Source organism: Aquimarina sp. KJ22-3, assembly GCF_055808215.1.
Genome location: NZ_CM147859.1, coordinates 4,792,195 through 4,808,945, shown reverse-complemented (window position 1 = coordinate 4,808,945; position 16,751 = coordinate 4,792,195). Strand labels below are relative to the sequence as shown.

The 16,751-nt window shown below is 35.4% G+C and carries 20 protein-coding genes; 7 read left to right on the top strand and 13 right to left on the bottom strand.

Annotated elements, in window-relative coordinates; genetic code table 11:
- Positions 1 to 33 precede the first annotated feature (33 nt).
- From AC0L3Q_RS22020 to AC0L3Q_RS21995, 6 genes are all read left to right on the top strand, one after another.
- Positions 34 to 1,293, top strand: a complete 1,260-nt coding sequence (locus AC0L3Q_RS22020; RefSeq protein ID WP_473282974.1) for a POTRA domain-containing protein — start codon at positions 34 to 36, stop codon at positions 1,291 to 1,293.
- A gap of 58 nt (positions 1,294 to 1,351) precedes the next feature.
- Positions 1,352 to 1,546, top strand: coding sequence for a hypothetical protein (locus tag AC0L3Q_RS22015; RefSeq protein ID WP_473282972.1), 195 nt, complete (start codon positions 1,352 to 1,354; stop codon positions 1,544 to 1,546).
- Positions 1,507 to 2,613, top strand: a complete 1,107-nt coding sequence (locus AC0L3Q_RS22010; RefSeq protein WP_473282971.1) for a BamA/TamA family outer membrane protein — start codon at positions 1,507 to 1,509, stop codon at positions 2,611 to 2,613. The genes AC0L3Q_RS22015 and AC0L3Q_RS22010 overlap by 40 nt, the downstream gene beginning before the upstream one ends.
- A gap of 199 nt (positions 2,614 to 2,812) precedes the next feature.
- Entirely contained in the window at positions 2,813 to 3,160 is a 348-nt protein-coding gene (locus tag AC0L3Q_RS22005) for a hypothetical protein (RefSeq protein WP_473282969.1), read from the top strand.
- Positions 3,161 to 3,249: 89 nt separating this feature from the next.
- Positions 3,250 to 4,008: an SDR family NAD(P)-dependent oxidoreductase gene (locus AC0L3Q_RS22000; RefSeq protein ID WP_473282967.1), complete on the top strand. Its 759-nt coding sequence runs from the start codon at positions 3,250 to 3,252 to the stop codon at positions 4,006 to 4,008.
- A gap of 35 nt (positions 4,009 to 4,043) precedes the next feature.
- Complete coding sequence (locus tag AC0L3Q_RS21995) at positions 4,044 to 4,961, top strand: helix-turn-helix domain-containing protein (protein ID WP_473282965.1); 918 nt, start codon at positions 4,044 to 4,046, stop codon at positions 4,959 to 4,961.
- A gap of 24 nt (positions 4,962 to 4,985) precedes the next feature.
- Here the strand turns inward: AC0L3Q_RS21995 and AC0L3Q_RS21990 are convergent, their stop codons facing one another.
- The 8 genes from AC0L3Q_RS21990 to AC0L3Q_RS21955 all read right to left on the bottom strand — a co-directional run bounded on the left by AC0L3Q_RS21990 (position 4,986) and on the right by AC0L3Q_RS21955 (position 11,492).
- Positions 4,986 to 5,552, bottom strand: coding sequence for a YceI family protein (locus AC0L3Q_RS21990; protein ID WP_473282963.1), 567 nt, complete (start codon positions 5,550 to 5,552; stop codon positions 4,986 to 4,988).
- Positions 5,553 to 5,558: 6 nt separating this feature from the next.
- Positions 5,559 to 6,047: a hypothetical protein gene (locus AC0L3Q_RS21985; protein WP_473282961.1), complete on the bottom strand. Its 489-nt coding sequence runs from the start codon at positions 6,045 to 6,047 to the stop codon at positions 5,559 to 5,561.
- A 2-nt stretch (positions 6,048 to 6,049) separates the two neighbouring features.
- Positions 6,050 to 6,448, bottom strand: a complete 399-nt coding sequence (locus AC0L3Q_RS21980; protein ID WP_473282960.1) for a hypothetical protein — start codon at positions 6,446 to 6,448, stop codon at positions 6,050 to 6,052.
- 123 nt (positions 6,449 to 6,571) lie between these two features.
- The gene (locus AC0L3Q_RS21975) at positions 6,572 to 7,507 is read right to left on the bottom strand and encodes a helix-turn-helix domain-containing protein (RefSeq protein WP_473282958.1); all 936 of its coding nucleotides are present in this window, start codon (positions 7,505 to 7,507) and stop codon (positions 6,572 to 6,574) included.
- 203 nt (positions 7,508 to 7,710) lie between these two features.
- Positions 7,711 to 8,421, bottom strand: coding sequence for a TIGR04283 family arsenosugar biosynthesis glycosyltransferase (locus AC0L3Q_RS21970; RefSeq protein ID WP_473282956.1), 711 nt, complete (start codon positions 8,419 to 8,421; stop codon positions 7,711 to 7,713).
- 71 nt (positions 8,422 to 8,492) lie between these two features.
- A complete protein-coding gene (locus AC0L3Q_RS21965) occupies positions 8,493 to 9,239 on the bottom strand; it encodes a DUF547 domain-containing protein (protein ID WP_084549653.1) in 747 nt (248 codons plus the stop codon).
- 359 nt (positions 9,240 to 9,598) lie between these two features.
- Positions 9,599 to 10,525 carry a DUF547 domain-containing protein gene (locus AC0L3Q_RS21960; RefSeq protein WP_473282954.1) on the bottom strand — a complete coding sequence of 309 codons (927 nt, stop codon included), beginning with the start codon at positions 10,523 to 10,525 and terminating at the stop codon, positions 9,599 to 9,601.
- A gap of 259 nt (positions 10,526 to 10,784) precedes the next feature.
- Complete coding sequence (locus AC0L3Q_RS21955; RefSeq protein ID WP_473282952.1) at positions 10,785 to 11,492, bottom strand: DUF547 domain-containing protein; 708 nt, start codon at positions 11,490 to 11,492, stop codon at positions 10,785 to 10,787.
- Between the two features lie 225 nt (positions 11,493 to 11,717).
- On the opposite strand from AC0L3Q_RS21955, the gene AC0L3Q_RS21950 reads away from it, so the two are divergent.
- The gene (locus AC0L3Q_RS21950) at positions 11,718 to 12,938 is read left to right on the top strand and encodes an NADH:flavin oxidoreductase/NADH oxidase family protein (RefSeq protein ID WP_473282950.1); all 1,221 of its coding nucleotides are present in this window, start codon (positions 11,718 to 11,720) and stop codon (positions 12,936 to 12,938) included.
- 65 nt (positions 12,939 to 13,003) lie between these two features.
- Here the strand turns inward: AC0L3Q_RS21950 and arsM are convergent, their stop codons facing one another.
- From arsM to AC0L3Q_RS21925, 5 genes are all read right to left on the bottom strand, one after another.
- Positions 13,004 to 13,972 carry an arsenosugar biosynthesis arsenite methyltransferase ArsM gene (gene arsM, locus AC0L3Q_RS21945; protein ID WP_073321303.1) on the bottom strand — a complete coding sequence of 323 codons (969 nt, stop codon included), beginning with the start codon at positions 13,970 to 13,972 and terminating at the stop codon, positions 13,004 to 13,006.
- 17 nt (positions 13,973 to 13,989) lie between these two features.
- Positions 13,990 to 14,802, bottom strand: coding sequence for a purine-nucleoside phosphorylase (locus AC0L3Q_RS21940; RefSeq protein ID WP_073321306.1), 813 nt, complete (start codon positions 14,800 to 14,802; stop codon positions 13,990 to 13,992).
- On the bottom strand, positions 14,786 to 15,412 hold the full coding sequence (locus tag AC0L3Q_RS21935; protein ID WP_473282947.1) for a TIGR04282 family arsenosugar biosynthesis glycosyltransferase: 627 nt from the start codon (positions 15,410 to 15,412) through the stop codon (positions 14,786 to 14,788). Before AC0L3Q_RS21935 ends, AC0L3Q_RS21940 begins: the two co-directional genes overlap by 17 nt.
- Positions 15,409 to 15,915, bottom strand: coding sequence for a rhodanese-like domain-containing protein (locus tag AC0L3Q_RS21930; protein ID WP_473282945.1), 507 nt, complete (start codon positions 15,913 to 15,915; stop codon positions 15,409 to 15,411). The genes AC0L3Q_RS21935 and AC0L3Q_RS21930 overlap by 4 nt, the downstream gene beginning before the upstream one ends.
- Before the next feature lie 156 nt (positions 15,916 to 16,071).
- Positions 16,072 to 16,749, bottom strand: a complete 678-nt coding sequence (locus AC0L3Q_RS21925; RefSeq protein ID WP_473282944.1) for a TIGR04282 family arsenosugar biosynthesis glycosyltransferase — start codon at positions 16,747 to 16,749, stop codon at positions 16,072 to 16,074.
- Positions 16,750 to 16,751: the final 2 nt, after the last annotated feature.

The following is a 16,751-nucleotide window of genomic DNA, read 5'->3' as shown; positions in this document are numbered from 1 at the left end:
CTCATTCGTCTATAGCAGTACAAAAAAATTGCTATGAAGAAGATCCTAATTTCTCTGATTTTCTTGATGTCTTGTTGTGCTTTTTCTCAAGATGCGGTAGTTGCAGAATTACGCATTAATGGACTAAAAAGAACCAAGGAATCTTTTATAAGAAAATTAGTTAAGGTAAAACCGGGTGCTGCCTATGATTCGTTACGTGTAGCTACCGATATAGAACGTCTAAAAAGACTTCCGGGAGTCGCCAATGCTGAGTCAGAGCTGCAAAAAGAAGGATCTGATTATGTGATTACCTATACTATTGAAGAAAACTTCACCATAATTCCTGGGATCAATATTGCTACCGATAACAATGATGAGTTTGCGTTTCGGGTTTCGCTTTTCGAATTTAATTTATTAGGAAGAAATCAGATTTTAGGTGGATTTTATCAACGAGATGTCTTTGATTCGTATGGAGGATATTGGGAAGCTCCTTACCTTTTTACCAATAAGTTTGGATTTGGGATCAATTACAAAAACCTGGTTTCTCAAGAACCTGTTTTCTTCGAAAATGACAACACTGTAAATTATCGATTTGATACCAAGACTTTTGAAGCAAATCTGTTATACGAATTTAATTTTCACAATAGAGCTGAAGTCGGGATTAACATCGCCAGCGAAGAATATGATTTTCTGGAAGGTGATCTGCCTTTGGGAATTCCAACTCGGCTTACGGCAGATAAAATCACATATAGAGGAGAATACGAGTATAATGATATTGATATCGACTATCAGTATGTGTCAGGTTTTAGAAGTTTGTTGGATGTACGTTTCGTAACTGGTGGCGAAGGATTACTCAACGACTTTTTTATCGGAAGAAATGATTTTGAATACTTCAAAAAAGTCGGAAAACTCGGGAACTGGGCAAGCCGACTGCGATTGGCTTATGCATCAAATGACGATACTCCTTTTGCTCCTTTTGCTGTAGATAACCAATTGAATATTCGTGGTGCAGGAAACACCATTGATAGGGGTACTGCAGCCATTGTTTTGAATACAGAATATCGCCACACCTTTTACGAAAAAGGTTGGTTTGTAGTGCAGAGTAATGTTTTTATTGATACAGGAACATGGCGTAATCCAGGAGGAGATCTGGTAGAATTAGTAGATGGCAGCACCTTGCGATTTTATCCTGGTTTAGGAATCCGTTTGATTCACAAACGTATTTTTAATGCTGTTTTTAGATTGGATTATGGTTATGGTATTGGTGATGATGCTACCAACGGAATTACCTTTGGGATTGGCCAATATTTTTGATTTAGAGTGTAATAAGACTTACATTTGTGATAAAATTGCTTCATACAAATCGAACTAAATGCGAAAAAGACTAATTCTTGTCTTACTTACCCTATTGTATTGCTTTTTTGGTCAAGCCCAGGAGAATACCATCTCAGAAATTGTTATTCAAGGGAATAAAAAGACCAAGACTTCGGCACTACTCAAATTGAGCTCTATAAAAAAGGAGCTACATTGGATTCGTTGCTTATTGAAGAAGATATCAAACGATTAAAAAGATTACCTTCTATCGCGCATGCCTATTATCAAGTGCATCAAAAAGAAGAAGGATATCAAGTGGTTTATGGAGTTGAAGAAAACTTTACGATCATCCCTTCTGCTAATCTTTATACTACTAATGATGACGAGTTTGCCTTCAGATTGGGATTGTACGAATTTAATCTATTAGGTCGTAATATTACCTTGGGAGGATTGTATCAGTATGATATTTATAGTTCCTATGGAATCAATTTAAGAGCTCCATTTTTGTTTAGTAAGAAATTTGGATTGGCTTTAAATTATAGTAACCTCACTACCGAAGAACCGGTGTTTTTAGAGAATGGAACCGCAGATTATAAGTATAACAACACTTCATATGAATTATTAGGTCTGTATCAGTTCAACTTTCAGAATAGAATAGAACTCGGGGTAAATTACTTTAATGAGGATTACGAATACAAAAGAGGAGTGACTGCAGAAGGGATTCCTCAGGATTTTGATGTGAATAAACTCTTGTTCAAGCTTATTTATGAGTACGATAATTTGGATTATGATTATCAATATGTTTCAGGTTTTAAAAGTACGTTTAATGCGCAATATGTGATTAGTACACAGAATGTACTCCCTGATTTTATCATTTGGTGGAATGACTTTTTGTATCATGCTCGTATAGGAAAAAAAGGAAACTGGGCCTCGAGACTTCGCTTGGGTCTGGCGTCTAATGATGATTCTCCCTTTGCTCCTTTTGCAGTGGATAATAACTTAAATATTCGAGGCGTAGGAAATACCATTGATCGAGGAACTGGAGTGATTGTATTAAATACAGAATATAGACATACGTTGTACGAAAAAGATTGGTTTGTACTGCAAAGTAATATGTTTATCGATGGGGGAAGTTGGCGAAATCCTGGTGGAGATTTTGGAGATTTTGGAGATTCTCAAAACTTTCGATTGTATCCTGGGGTAGGACTACGATTTATACATAAAAGAATATTTAATGCCACTTTTAGAATCGATTATGGGTACGGAGTTACCGAGGATGCTACCAATGGTTTTGTGTTTGGTATTGGACAGTATTTTTAATCAATAAGATAGGTGGCGCAATGATAAAGGGTTTTGTCTATAGACAAAACCCTTTTTGTTATGGGATTTGAGTGATTTTGCCTTGGATTTATAAATATCAAGAAGCATTTTGTAGATTATTTCTTTTGTGGTCAGCCGGATTATTAAAAACGATTACATTTAAGTACAGTCAATTGTTAATTTAAAATTATACGTATCGATGAGAAAGTTTTTGATGGCAATTTTAATCCTTGCATTAGTCCCTGCTTGTGGTGGTAATGATATTACTGGCGAATATACCTGTGAAATGCCCGATGGAACATTTGGGTCAGTTTTGAAATTCAAAAAAGGAGGCAAGTTATTTTTGGATTTAGTCAAACAAGAGTGGGTAGATCGATCTCCTAATTTGGGTGATAAGCTCAACGTTGCAGGAACCTATGAAGTCATCGATGATAAGATCGTGATCAAGTATTTTGATGGATATCAAACCCATACCTTGTCCAAAGTTGGCGACAAGTTAACTTCTACCACCAATATGTTTCGATTGTGTACTTGCCAAACAAAATAGTAGATATCGGCAACACAAACGAAGATTTGGATAAAAAACGATGCTAGAATTGGCTCAACTTTGTATTGTAATTTTTAAAAACAATAAAGATGAGTCAAAAAATAGCAATTATCACAGGAGGTAGCCGTGGATTAGGAAGAGATATGGCATTAAATTTAGCCAAAGACGGAGTTCATATTATCTTTTCATATCATCAAAATGTAGCCAAAGCCAACGAAGTCATTTCTGAAATTGAAGCGTTAGGAGCAAAGGCTAAAGCTTTTCAATATGATGCAACAAAACCACTTTCAGGAAAAGAATTCATAGATGAGGTAGCCGCTTACCTCCAAGAAACGCAGGGGAATACACATTTCGATTTCTTAATTAACAATGCAGGTACAGGCTTGCATAGCTTGGTAAAAGATACTACAGAAACTCAGTTTGATGAAATGATGAATATACACTTGAAGAGTATATTTTTCTTGACTCAAGCGGCTTTACCTTTTATCAATGAAGGAGGTCGTATTATCAATATCTCGAGTGGTTTGGCCAGATTTAGCTTCCCGGGAGCTTCTGTCTATGCCATGATGAAAGGTGGAATCGAGGTGTTTACCAGGTATCTGGCAAAGGAATTGGGAAATCGAAAAATCACCGCAAATGTAGTAGCACCGGGTGCTATTGCTACAGATTTTGGAGGAGGAGTGAATCGCGATAATGAAGAAAAGAGGGCGATTATTTCGCAGATAACTGCCTTGGGCAAAGTCGGCGAACCTGAAGATATTGGAGGTGTAGTGGCCTTTTTATGTTCGGACAAAGCAAGTTGGGTAAATGCTCAGCGACTTGAAGTTTCTGGAGGGATGCTTGTCTAGTGTAAAATTAACTGTGAATTCATACCTTTACTATAATGGCAGCAATACATCGACTTTCGACCATAAGCGACTATCATAATTTTGCAAACCTTCCCGCACCAGAACATCCACTGATTAGTTTGGTGGAGTATAGTCGGGTGCAATATCCAAAAGATGTTAAAGGGATAAAACTAGTACAAGAGTATTATTCTATTGGTTTGAAACGCAATGTGCCTTATAAGTTTTTCTACGGCCAGCAGAAGTATGATTTTAACGAAGGGTTGATGACGTTTATTTCGCCAAATCAAGTGATGAGTATGGATAAAAACCCAAATATAGGATCCAAAAAACCATCAGGATGGTTACTCTTTATCCATCCTGATTTTATTTGGAATACATCCCTGGCTAAAAGGATTAAATCCTACGGATTTTTTGGATATTCTGTTCATGAAGCTTTGTTTTTGTCAGAAAAAGAAGAGCAGATGATGATACGTATTTTAAAGAATATTGAACTTGAATACCAGGCAAACATTGATAAATTCAGTCAGAAAATCATTATTTCTCAGTTGGAGTTATTGCTTAATTATGCAGAACGTTTTTATGAGCGACAATTTATCACCCGAAACAAATCGAATCACCATGTTTTGGAGCAATTAGAAATTGTACTGTCTGAGTATTTTGATCAAGATAATCTAGTAGAACTAGGACTACCGAGCGTAGAATATGTTGCTAGCAGATTAACGCTTTCTCCCAACTATTTGAGTAGCATGCTGAAATCTTTAACCGGAATGAGTACCCAACAACATATCCAGAATACGATCATTGATAGAGCAAAAGAACAGCTTTCGGTTACTCAACTCTCTGTGAGTGAAATTGCTTATAACCTGGGCTTTGAGCGACCTGCTTCGTTCACCAAATTATTCAAAAATAAAACCAACCAATCACCATTGGCATTTCGGAAGACTTTTAATTAGAATAAAGGTTTCTTAGTACAAGAATTACTTGCTAAATACTAATCGTCCTTTTAATTTGAAATTATCGGCAATTGCAGTTTCTTTTAGCTTTTTAAAAATACTTGGCGAGTTGTGATTAATCCTATATTTAGTACGATCAACATCAAATTCGAAAATAAAAGAAATTTGATTTTTTTCGATAAGGAGCGTTATTGGGACGTCTTCTTGATGTTTTTGGTTTTTTATGACAAGGTATCCAGACAAGGTACCTTTATCTACCGAAGTCGATTGTTCTAACCTGAATTCGGATGTGGGGTATTTATTTACTTCAAAAAAATCTTCACTTTTGAGATGCCTTCTCAGATCTTTATTTTCATGGTTTAGACTTTTCATATCAATTACAACCTTTAAATTGGTAATTGTTTTCTGGTCCATTTTTAGGATACCACTTTTTGCTTTTAAGGTTCCGGTAAGTGAATAACTGCTAAAGGCTGCGTTACCTGTCCAGGATATTTTGGAGTTCTTTATGTCTAATTTAAATTCTTGAGACCAACACTGGTATTTTGACAGTATTAGTATGGACAAGATCAATATGAATTTTATGCTTTTCATGAGTTGTTAATTTAGAAGTTGATCTGTAGTTTGGATCCTTTGGTATCCGCAGACTTTTTCTCCACTTTTGGTAATTCCGATAAAGTACCACATGGCCCATCCAGCGTATAGTGTTTTATCTACCCTCCAATTATTTGTCCATGTATACGGATGCGCTTGCAGCATTATTTGTTTTTTCGTTCCAAATTTTTTGTTGAGCTCTTTCAACGGGTATTTTTTTCTCAAGTTCCATTTATCGTTGTAGAAGAGGTAGGCCCCGTATTCTATAATTTGTATCTGACTTTCTTTGCACAAAATAGCCGTATTGTGTTTCCAGTAGTATTGATCATCTATTTGTATAGGATCAATTTTCTTAGGGAAGTTGGTTACCTCAATTACTTTACGAAGCTCTTTTAACTCTTGAGGTAGTTCGTCATTTATAGGTGTCCCATAATTTCTCTGAGCATAGCCAACAAATAAGTTGAAAGCAAACATAATAAGTACAATGTTTTTCATGATTAGTTCTTCTTTTCTGCGATCCATACGGCTAGAAAATCCTTGTCGATAGAATGTGTAGAACCATATAATTTTCCATCTTTATAATAAAATGCAGTATTATAGCTACCACTGTTGTCGCCAGATACCAAGGCAACATAGACAGTATTTAATTGGGTGTTCACTCTCCCCTCGGTAATTTTTACTCCTTCCCTATAAAATGTGCCTTTTACTGTTTTACTATTGATTTTATCAATTCGCATCATCGCAAAGTTGGTATCTGTAGTGTCCTGCGGACTGAGATCTATTTTCCATTCACCAAGAAATACATTCAATCTATCTGTATCTGTTTGAGATAAGCAAACTGAAACATTAAGTATGATAATAAAAATTGTAAGTACTACTGTATTTGATCGTTTCATTTTTTTTGATTTTAAATGTTTATGAGTACAAATATGAATCAGAAGCATTAGAGAATCGTTTCAATTCTACAAATGAGACTATTTTGAGAGAAGTTGATGGGCTCAATTAAATAATTGAAACCTCTAATTGACTAGTTTTAGAGCGCTAGGAGGATTTCCTGTTGTTTTCTTTACTGCTCGATTAAAAGAAGCTTTGGAGTTAAAACCAGCCTCATAGGCCAGGGCAAGCAAGGTGAAATTATCATTCTTGGGATCGTTTACTAATCTTTTTACCTCTTCAATCCTGCATTCATTAATGTAATCATTGAATTTTTTCTGATAGATGGTGTTTAAACATTTTGTTACCAAATAGGGTTTTACAGAAAGCGCTTTGGATAAGGATGACAAGGTAAGCTCTGGATCTTTATACAGTTGATCCTCTTTCATTTTTGCTTCCAAGCTTTTGGCTATATTTTCGAGTTGTGTTTTTTCTTTTGCGGTTAGTGTAGCTACTTCTTTAAAAGCGCTTTCTTTTCTCCTAGAAAACCCTTCTAACCCCAACCAATACGTGATAATAGCCATGCCAATAAATACGGGGTGACCATAGAAAAAATTACTGGCGAAATTGAAAAAGAAAAAGTCAATTAGTATTCCTAACACATAAATGATAGAAAATACTTTCATAACCGTGACTACTCGTTTAATCCAAATCAGTTTTTCTTTGATAATTTGATAACCTTCAACCTGTAGATCTCTGTTTAATATTTTTTCAGCTTTAATACAATAGAAAATAATTAATGCTCCAGAAACGACAAACATTGTTGGGTAGTGCATCCAAACAACATATCCCCAATATCCCAACCAAGTTAAGCTTTCTCTTGTTCCATCCCAAAAGAAGTTTTGGGCTTTGATAAAAAAACTCCAAATGAATTCTATGATTACGGGTAGAAAATGAATCCAATCCTTCCTCAGTAATTTGAACTTTGGATTGACGTAACTTTTTACAAAAAAGTAAATTAGAGTACCATAAATCCAATTGTATTCTAATAAAATATGGTACCATAAATCATATCTGCCCAATCCAAAGAGATTTAAAGTTTCTACAAGCAGTCGATAAGAAAAAAGAAGAGAATGGTTGAAAGAAATCTGTTAGCAATATAATGTACTCCTTGTCTTTGCCATAAAATTATACCAAAAACAATCCCCTGTATTGCACCAATACAAAGTAGTACTACCAAAAAGATATCAAATGTTTTCACTTCTTTAAAGATAAAGAAGAAGTTTTAAGAAACAACTTTTTCTTTATAGTATCGATAGAGATCCTCTGAAGATGCTCCTAACCATCTTCGCATATGGATATTCAAAAAATGATACTGCAGTCTCCATACCCCAATTTCTCGATACCTTCTCGCCGAAGTAATTACATTTTTAGGGATGATCACAAACTTATTGATTTCAAAAAGCCGATCTACCAGATCATTGTCCTCGTAAACGATATAAGCTTCATCATATCCACCTATTTCTTCGAATAGTTCTTTGGTGATAAACTGACTTTGATCTCCGCCTCTACATTTTTTACTTTCGAATTGTGTAAGCCAACCCAGAAATAATAACCAAGGATGATGAGAATCAAATTTCATTCTAAAACACCCCGCAGGATTGTTGTTAGTAACTTCGGTGACAATATCATGGTCAAAATGTTTTGGAGGATAAGAATCTGCATGAAGGAAATACAAGATATCACCCATAGCATTTTGCGCTCCGGTATTTAGTTGTACTGCTCTTCCTTTTTTTGAAGGGATCAACCTAACTTGTACTTCACTGTTGCTGGCGTATTGATTGACGACATCCTGAGATCCGTCGATACTTCCTCCATCTACGACAAGAATTTCTTGTACATGATGATTATTAGATCTATTTTGAATTAAGTAAGAAAGCAGCTTACCAATGGTAGCTGCTTCGTTAAGTATAGGAATAACAATCGATATTTTCAATTTTGGAGTCTTAGAATTAGGTTATAAATTTACATATTTAAGTCCCAAATTTATCTGTTGAGGTACTATTTTTAGTCAACAACAAAAGCTGGTGTTACTTGTGCTCCTTTATTTAATCCCCAATCGTAATCTTTGTATCCTTTGTTTGGCTGATTCGTGATTTTCACTGCAGAATATCTGTTGATAAAGTCTTTTACATCTCCACCATTTACTTTGAAGTCCTTTTTGTACCAACTGAAAATTTTAGAAACTTTCACCTCCTTTTCTGTAATCACATTGCGTGTCGGGTCATTGATAAATTTTTCAGTTTGCTGATCCAGAGCTGTATGTAAATTCTCTGCTGTGTATGCTCTATTCCACACTACAGGACAAGAAATAGAAGCGCAGTTGATAGCAAAGTGGATTCTTGGATCTCCATACTTTCTTAGGATTTTATGCTCTAATTCTCCTAGACTGTGCCATACCCCATCAATCTTGAAAAATTTCTTCCCCCATGGGTTATCAATATCTTTAATACTTTTTACTGGATAACTGTCGATTACTAATTTTATAGTGTACGCATTATATGCATTGATCCAGTACGCTAGTTTTTCTTCTCTGGACCAGTCTTCCTGTGGCGGATTTTCAGAAAGTTGTTGGAAATATCTATATAATTGAGAACTATCTCTCATAAAACCGTCATAATCTACCTTTCCGTCTTCAGAAACGTTTAGTAAAAGTGCTTGATCCCAAACACTATGGTCAAATTTATCTTGTGCGTTGATTTGAGTAAAAAATAAAACTGCTATTAGAACGAATATATTTTTTGGAGCTTTCATCTCTTTGTGTTTTTAAATTGAATGGTTAATACTTAATTGTTTTTTTATTGTCGTAACCTGATCAGTTATTGTGGGAATTTAGTAGGGAATTAAGAATTAACCTTACACAAAGTGCAGGTTTTTATTGTTTGTTGTAGGAATTTGATAAATAAAGAAACAGAGAGTTTTATGTAAATAATCTCGAAATGAAAAAATGTAAATGACTGAAAAACAGAAATTTGCGTTTCATTCTTTTTTAGCTGAGATCAAACCAGGCAAATTTTACTCATTAAAGATTTATAAAAAAATTAACTTTTTGATTTTAAAGGTATTAAAAAGGCTGTAACGAGTTATAAGGCATAAGAAAAAGCTATGAATTATTATTCATTTAATGCCCAATCATACTTTAGGAAGCTCTTTTTGGCGGTGTTACTAATTGTAACCTTAGCGTATTTATTTAAAAAATCGATAATAGTACCTTCCTTTTTAAAATCCTTCGCAAACCAGGAGAAAATTTTGGATATCGCAATCTTGTCTTTGGATATGTGATTTCGACTCGTATCATTAATAAAGGCAATGGTTAACCTTTCTAATTCTTGATTTACATTTTGAGCGGTAAAGGCTTTATTGGATAATGCTGGGCAAGAATATGAGGCACAATTAATCCCAAAATGAATTCTTGGATCTCCCATTTTTCTCAGCATTCGATGCTCTACATCATTTAGCGTATACCATTTTTTACCGATCCTAAAGAAACGAAGATCCCATGGGTCTTTGATATCTTTTATACTAGCCAACGGATAATTATCTACAATAAGTTTTACTGTAAATGCATTATACACATTTAGCCAATAGGCAAGTTTTTCATTTTTACTCCAGGATTGTTTTGGAGGATTATTGCTCAAAGAAGTCAAATAAGCTCTAAAGGCTTTTCCGTTTTGTTTGAACCCGTTATAGTTTACCATTCCATCTTTCGAAATATACTTACCCAATAATATGTTCCATGGTTTATGGTCAAAAGAAGTGTTTTCTATTACTGCCTTTATAGGTTCTTGTTTTTCTTTTATTGTTTTGGGAATAGAGTCAGTTATAGGGATAACGTCCTCGGATTTTTCTTCTTTTATTTCTTCGGGAATGATGGTATCCGCAGCTTTCTCTTCTATAACAACTATGTCAGGAGAATCAGTATCCTTTTCAGCAGTTATGTTTTCGGCAATAGGCATTTCTTGGGTGGTCTGGATTGCCGCTTTACTTGTAGTACAAGAAAAAGACATCCCTACCAATAGCATAAAAAGTACTCTGTTCATAGTTCGTTTATTTATTGGGTTAAACCTGGTTTTGGGCTACATTTCGACGAATATTGTATGTATTTCCATACATATGTCTTATGTATAGATGTAATACTATAAATCAATCTCTTTTGCAGGAAGTTAAAACCAAAATTCAGGCCACACTTGGTGAGTCCAAGTATTTTGGGGCAAACGTTGGTGGTTTCCTACGTGCAATTTTTCCGGTTCCCGTGCGAAGTTCGTTTGGTCGAATCCGATTCGGTAACCTTTCAGGAATTTAATTATTTAAATCCCAATTATAAGTGATGTAACCATCTTTAGGTATTTCCGAAATTTTTACATCAGAGTATTTATTGATAAAGCTTACCACATCTCCTTGGTTGAAATCATCTTTATACCACTCAAAAATCTGAGAAATTTGCACTTTGCTAGGGGTAATAATATTTTTTGTAGGGTCGTTAATAAACTCCTTGGTACACTTTTCTAATGCCATGTTTATATTTTCGGCAGTGTAGGCTCTGTTCATTAGTTTAGGGGAAGAAAATGATGCACAATTGATTAGAAAATGAATTCTTGGTTCATTAAATTTTCTAAGTATAGTGTGTTCTATGTCATCAAGACTGTATCGTTTATCTTTTATTCTGAAAAACTTTTGATTCCAAGGATCATGTAACTCATTGATATCTTTTACTGGATAATTATCGATGATCATTTTTACAGCAATAGAGTTGTAGGCGTTAATCCAGTAGGCAAGTTTTTCGTCTTTGGACCACTCGTCTGTAGGAGGGTTTTCTGATAAAGACCTAAAGTATTTATAGAACAAAGGACTGATTTTCATAATACCTTCGTAATTTACTTTCCCCTGTTCGGTCACATTGAGGATAAGTATTTGATCCCATACCGTATGATCAGGCTTCTTTTGGGAGAAAGTCTGAGCAGTGGTTAACAATAAAACAAGTATTGTGAGTATTCTATATCTTTTCATCTTTGTTAGGTTTTAGATGTATTCAATTAACTAAAAATGAATCGGTTTATATTTTTTACATCCATAAAATAACGAAATTTATCGATAAAACGCAAACTTTATGGGTTAAACGTAGAATTTGTAAGTAAAAACGTATTTTAAATGTTAATTTTTTAACATTTGTTAGCAAATATAGATTGTATTATCCTGAAGGATTATGTATTATTGTAATCGAACTATTTTTATATGATTAGTACAGAATTGAAACTTCCTTGTGGAGCGACTATCAAAAACAGGCTAGTTAAATCTGCAATGACAGAGCGGATTAGTGATAAAAAATTTGAACCTACCAAGGGTCATAATAGGCTCTATAAAATGTGGGCTGATACAGGGGCAGGTTTATTGATTACGGGAAACGTAGTAATTGATCGTAAACATTTGGAATCGGCCGGTAATGTATGCTTTGATACCGAAGACATGTTACCCAAAATGAAGGCTTGGGCAGATGCGGCAAAAGCAAATCACAATCATGTGTGGGTACAGATTTCACATTCTGGTAGGCAAACTAACAAATTTAGTACAGGAAGACCGTTAGCTCCTTCGGAGGTACAACTTAAAAAAATGGGGCTCTTTGGTAAACCCAAAGCAATGACCGAAGCAGATATCCAAGAGGTGATTCTTGGTTTTGTGAGAGCAGCAAGAATTGCAAAGAATGCTGGGTTTACAGGAGTTCAGATCCATGCAGCACATGGGTATTTGTTAAGTCAGTTTTTATCGCCAAGAACCAATGTTCGTAAAGATCAATGGGGTGGTAGTATTGGTAATCGAAGTAGATTACTGATCACTATCGTAAAAGAAGTTCGTAAAGAGGTAGGGCCAGGTTTTCCGATAGCCGTAAAATTGAATTCTGCAGATTTCCAAAAAGGAGGATTTACAGAGGAAGAGTCTCTTGAAGTGGTAAAAATGCTGGATAATGAAAAGATTGATTTGTTAGAGATTTCTGGAGGGACGTATGAGAAACTCGCTTTTTTTATCTTAAATGAGGAAGGGAAAGAGGTAAAAGAGAGCACCAAAAGAAGAGAGGCTTATTTTATTGATTTTGCAAAAAAAGTTAGAGCGATTACAAGACTACCTTTGATGATCACAGGTGGTTTCAGATCGTATGATTTTTGTAATGAAGTCTTACAAAATGGCGAGGTAGACCTTATTGGTATGGGGCGTCCGTTTATTACGAACAACGACGATATTCCTGGATTTTTGAAAGGAGAAGTTAAAGTACTTGAAAATTTGGTGTTAAGAACCGGAATGAAACAGTTTGAAGACGCTGCAGAGGGTGGGTTTTATGCCAGGCAACTGATACGATTTTCTAAAGGGAAGGGATTGAAACGTAATATGAGCCCACTTTGGTGTTCTATGTTTCTAATTATTTACGAGTTCAGAAAAGCGATGGCCAAGAAATTTGCATAACAGAGAAGCCGAAAGCAAATACAATTGCTCCCGGCTTCATGATTATAGTTAATTAGCCTTGAATTTTAGCAGCATCCTCCTCCATCATAATGATAAGTAGATTCGCTAATAAAAATATCATCTCTGCCAAGGTCTGCTAGTGCACCGGCAGTTTTATCGCATACAGCGATAGGCTGGTTTTTTAATAAAACATGTCCTTTTTTGTCATCAAAATAGTCTTGATCTCCATAATAGATGGCAGCTTTACCTGTAAACACGCAAGGCCCATCCTCTGGCATTGGATCTTTGATGGCAGCAACTTCTATAGACTCGATATAGATCAATTCGTCGGTATCATAATTCTTTGGATCCAAAATACGATACGGTTTACGTGCTCTAATTTCGATGGTACCAAACCCTACATCCGTCAAAGCTTTTACATAATCAGCAATCGGTAAGCTTCCACTTAGACAAAGTGCTCGTAAACGCTCATCATTACGAAGGTTGTCATTCATAGGCTGCTCACAAGTAGGATCACTCATCACCAACCTACCATGTGGCTTCAATACACGGTACATTTCTTCGATAGCTTTCTTTAAATCTTCTTCTTTAAAGATATTAAAAAGACAGTTTTGAGCAGCTACATCCACACTGTTATCTTCGAGAGGAAGATTAAGTGCATCTCCATATCTAAGATCTACAAATTCACTTTTGAACCAGTCATTTTGTGCTTCGGCTTCTTTAAAGTTCTTTTTGGAAGCATCCAACATTTCCTGAACCACATCAACACCAATTACACCATGCTTTTGACGAGAGAAATACGAAAACTGTAATAATTCCATTCCACCACCTACACCAACATAAAGGATTTTGGGGTTATTAGTCAAATCTCTTGCGTTTACTGTACTCCCACAGCCATAATTCATTTCCTGCATAATTTTAGGAATTTTAAGGCCTGGTAATTCCCAGATAGGATTTGTGGTACAGCATAACCCAACATCTGGGGTTATGGCTGCTTCTTTATATACATCATGTGTTGTATCTAAATAACTCATAGTTCTTTCTTTTTTGTTTACATAGATTTTATTAGCTCTTTGAAAAGGAGAATCAAATTAGGTTCTGCTTTTCCAGCCATTTGGATAATTTCTTCGATATTAACAGGTTTCAGGTTGTCTGGATCACACTCGTCGGTCAAAACGGATACCGCTGCAACGGGAAGATCCAGATGATTGGCTACAATGATTTCCGGTACTGTACTCATACCAACAGCATCGGCACCTATAATTTTCAAGTAGCGATATTCTGCTCTGGTTTCAAGCTGTGGCCCTACAACAGAGGCATATACACCTTTGTGTAGTGTTATATTGTGATTGGCCGCAATAGCCTCTAATTTTGAATTGATTTCTGGATGGTAAGGAGCACTCATATCGGTAAAGCGACTTCCAAGTTGTTCCACTCCTTTAAAAGCCAGAGGGGATCCTCCCTGAAGATTGATATGATCGTCAATTAGCATTAGTTCTCCTTTTTTGAAATCCAAGTTGATCGCACCTGCAGCATTAGAAACCAATAATTTTTTGATCCCAAGCTGATGCATAATACGTACCGGGAATGTCACATCCTGAAGAGAATACCCTTCATACAGGTGAAATCTCCCTTGCATAACAACCACCTTTTTTCCTTCTAGCTTTCCATAAATTAATTTTCCTTTATGAAATTCTACTGTGGCTGTTGGGAAATTAGGAATGTGATTGTAGCTCACCTCTTTGATCACTTCGATATTATTCAATAACTGACCTAATCCGGTTCCTAAGATAATTCCGATTTCAGGGGCTTCAAACCCCTTATCTTTTAAATAATCCGTAGTTTCTTCAATGTATTTGATCATCTGTTTGTTTTAAAAATTTTTGAAATGCAGGAATATCTTTGATATCCTCATAATAATCCACATCATTTCGTATGTCTAATAATTTATGGCTATGTTGTTCTATGTCATGTAATGTATCTCTAAAAACAGTGTCGGTACCCCAAGCTTTGTTTTCAAAAACAGCATTGTTTAGTGATTTCATTCCCAGCAAGTAGTATCCTCCATCTTGGGCTGGTCCTACTACATAATCGTGATTTTCTAGCTGCTCAAAAGCAAATTCTAGATCCCTTTGCTCAAGGTCATACATATCACTACCAATAATGATAATTTTTTCAAACCCCTGTTTAAACCCTTCGGCAAATGCGTATTTCATCCGGGCACCTAGATCTTTTCCAAATTGTTCTTTCTTTTGGTATATGGTTGGATCCCAAATATCATTTGGGTTTACAGATACCGAGTAGTGTACCTCTTTTACACATGTTAACCCTTCAGTAATAGAAACTGTATGTTGCAAAAGCATTTTGTATACATCTAGAGCTGCCTGATCTCCAATGGTGGCTGCTAGTCGTGTTTTGCACTTGCCCAGTTCTGGGTTACGGGTAAATATTAATAACAAATTTTTTGTATTCATTCCTGATATCTTTTAGTGCCTTTTTCTAACCATTTTTCCCATTCTTCAGAAAAGGGATGCACTTGGTCTGTTCGTTGTTCTTTACTATTGAAAACAGGATAGCCATGATTGATCCATTCAAAAATTCCGCCGTATAAATTATATACATTGTGATATCCTGCTAGTTTTAATTTTTCTGAAGTCACTTCTGATCGAATCCCAAGGCTACAATACACTACAATTTTGGTGTCTTTATCGATTTCCGGGATTTCAGAAATTTTAGTGATATCAAATTGATCGTACCCTACATGAATAGCATTTTTTAAATGGCTAACCTTGTATTCGGCTATTTCTCTAGAATCAAGAACCACAATGTTGTCGATTTCATCCTTGATGTCTTCGATGGTTACATACGGGATGCTCTCCGTATTGTACATCGTCAATAATTCTTCAATAGAATCCTGACCTGAATGAATCCAAGGGAATAAGAAACAAAGTAGAATAATACCTTTTTTTACAAGCATATAGTTAGCGCAATATTTTGCTATTGAATATTCATTATGGTGTTTTGATAACTATTCTCAATGGTATTCTGAGAATATCTAGGTCTTTATAAGTTTATAACTGATTCGCAAATCAAGACTTCTTTTGAATCACGAAAAAAAGACCATTAAGGAATGTTAAAGAAGAGCAGGTGACCCTTTATTATAGGCAATCGTATGATATATGGTAGTGTTTTCTAGAGAAACTACGTTTTGAATACTTTTAGAATGAGAAAGAATGAGTTCCAACGCTTTTAGAACCCCAAGTGATAATCTCCTGCTAAATTTTTGAATAATTTTTAAATCAGAAACACTATCGATGTCATATAGTACCTGAAGCTTTGAGATAGCTACCTCGCAAGCTCCAAGAGTGGCAATGAGATTTACAGTAAGTGTTCTTGATTGCCAGGGTAAATTTAAAAACAAAGAAGGATCAAAATGGGTATTACATAATCCCATCAAATAAAATCCTCCATCAGCAGAAGGGCCAATTACAAATTTATCTTCCTCTAACAATTGGGCAGCTTGCAGCAAATGTGTTTTATTGAGTAGCGGAGTATCGTTACCAATAGTAATTACTTTTTCGTATCCTTTCTTAAAGATACTTTGGACAGCATTTACAAAACGTTCTCCAAAGTCAACCCCATATTGTTGTTCTTCGGTGATTACATAGTAAGGAATATGAGTGCTTTTTACAACAGCGATGGTGGATTCATTAAGTTGAGCAAATAGTTGCTCACCACCTTTCATAGGCTTATGCAATGATTCTTCTTTGGCAGAATTTGCAAAAACTAATATGGCTGTTTTTGAATGCATAT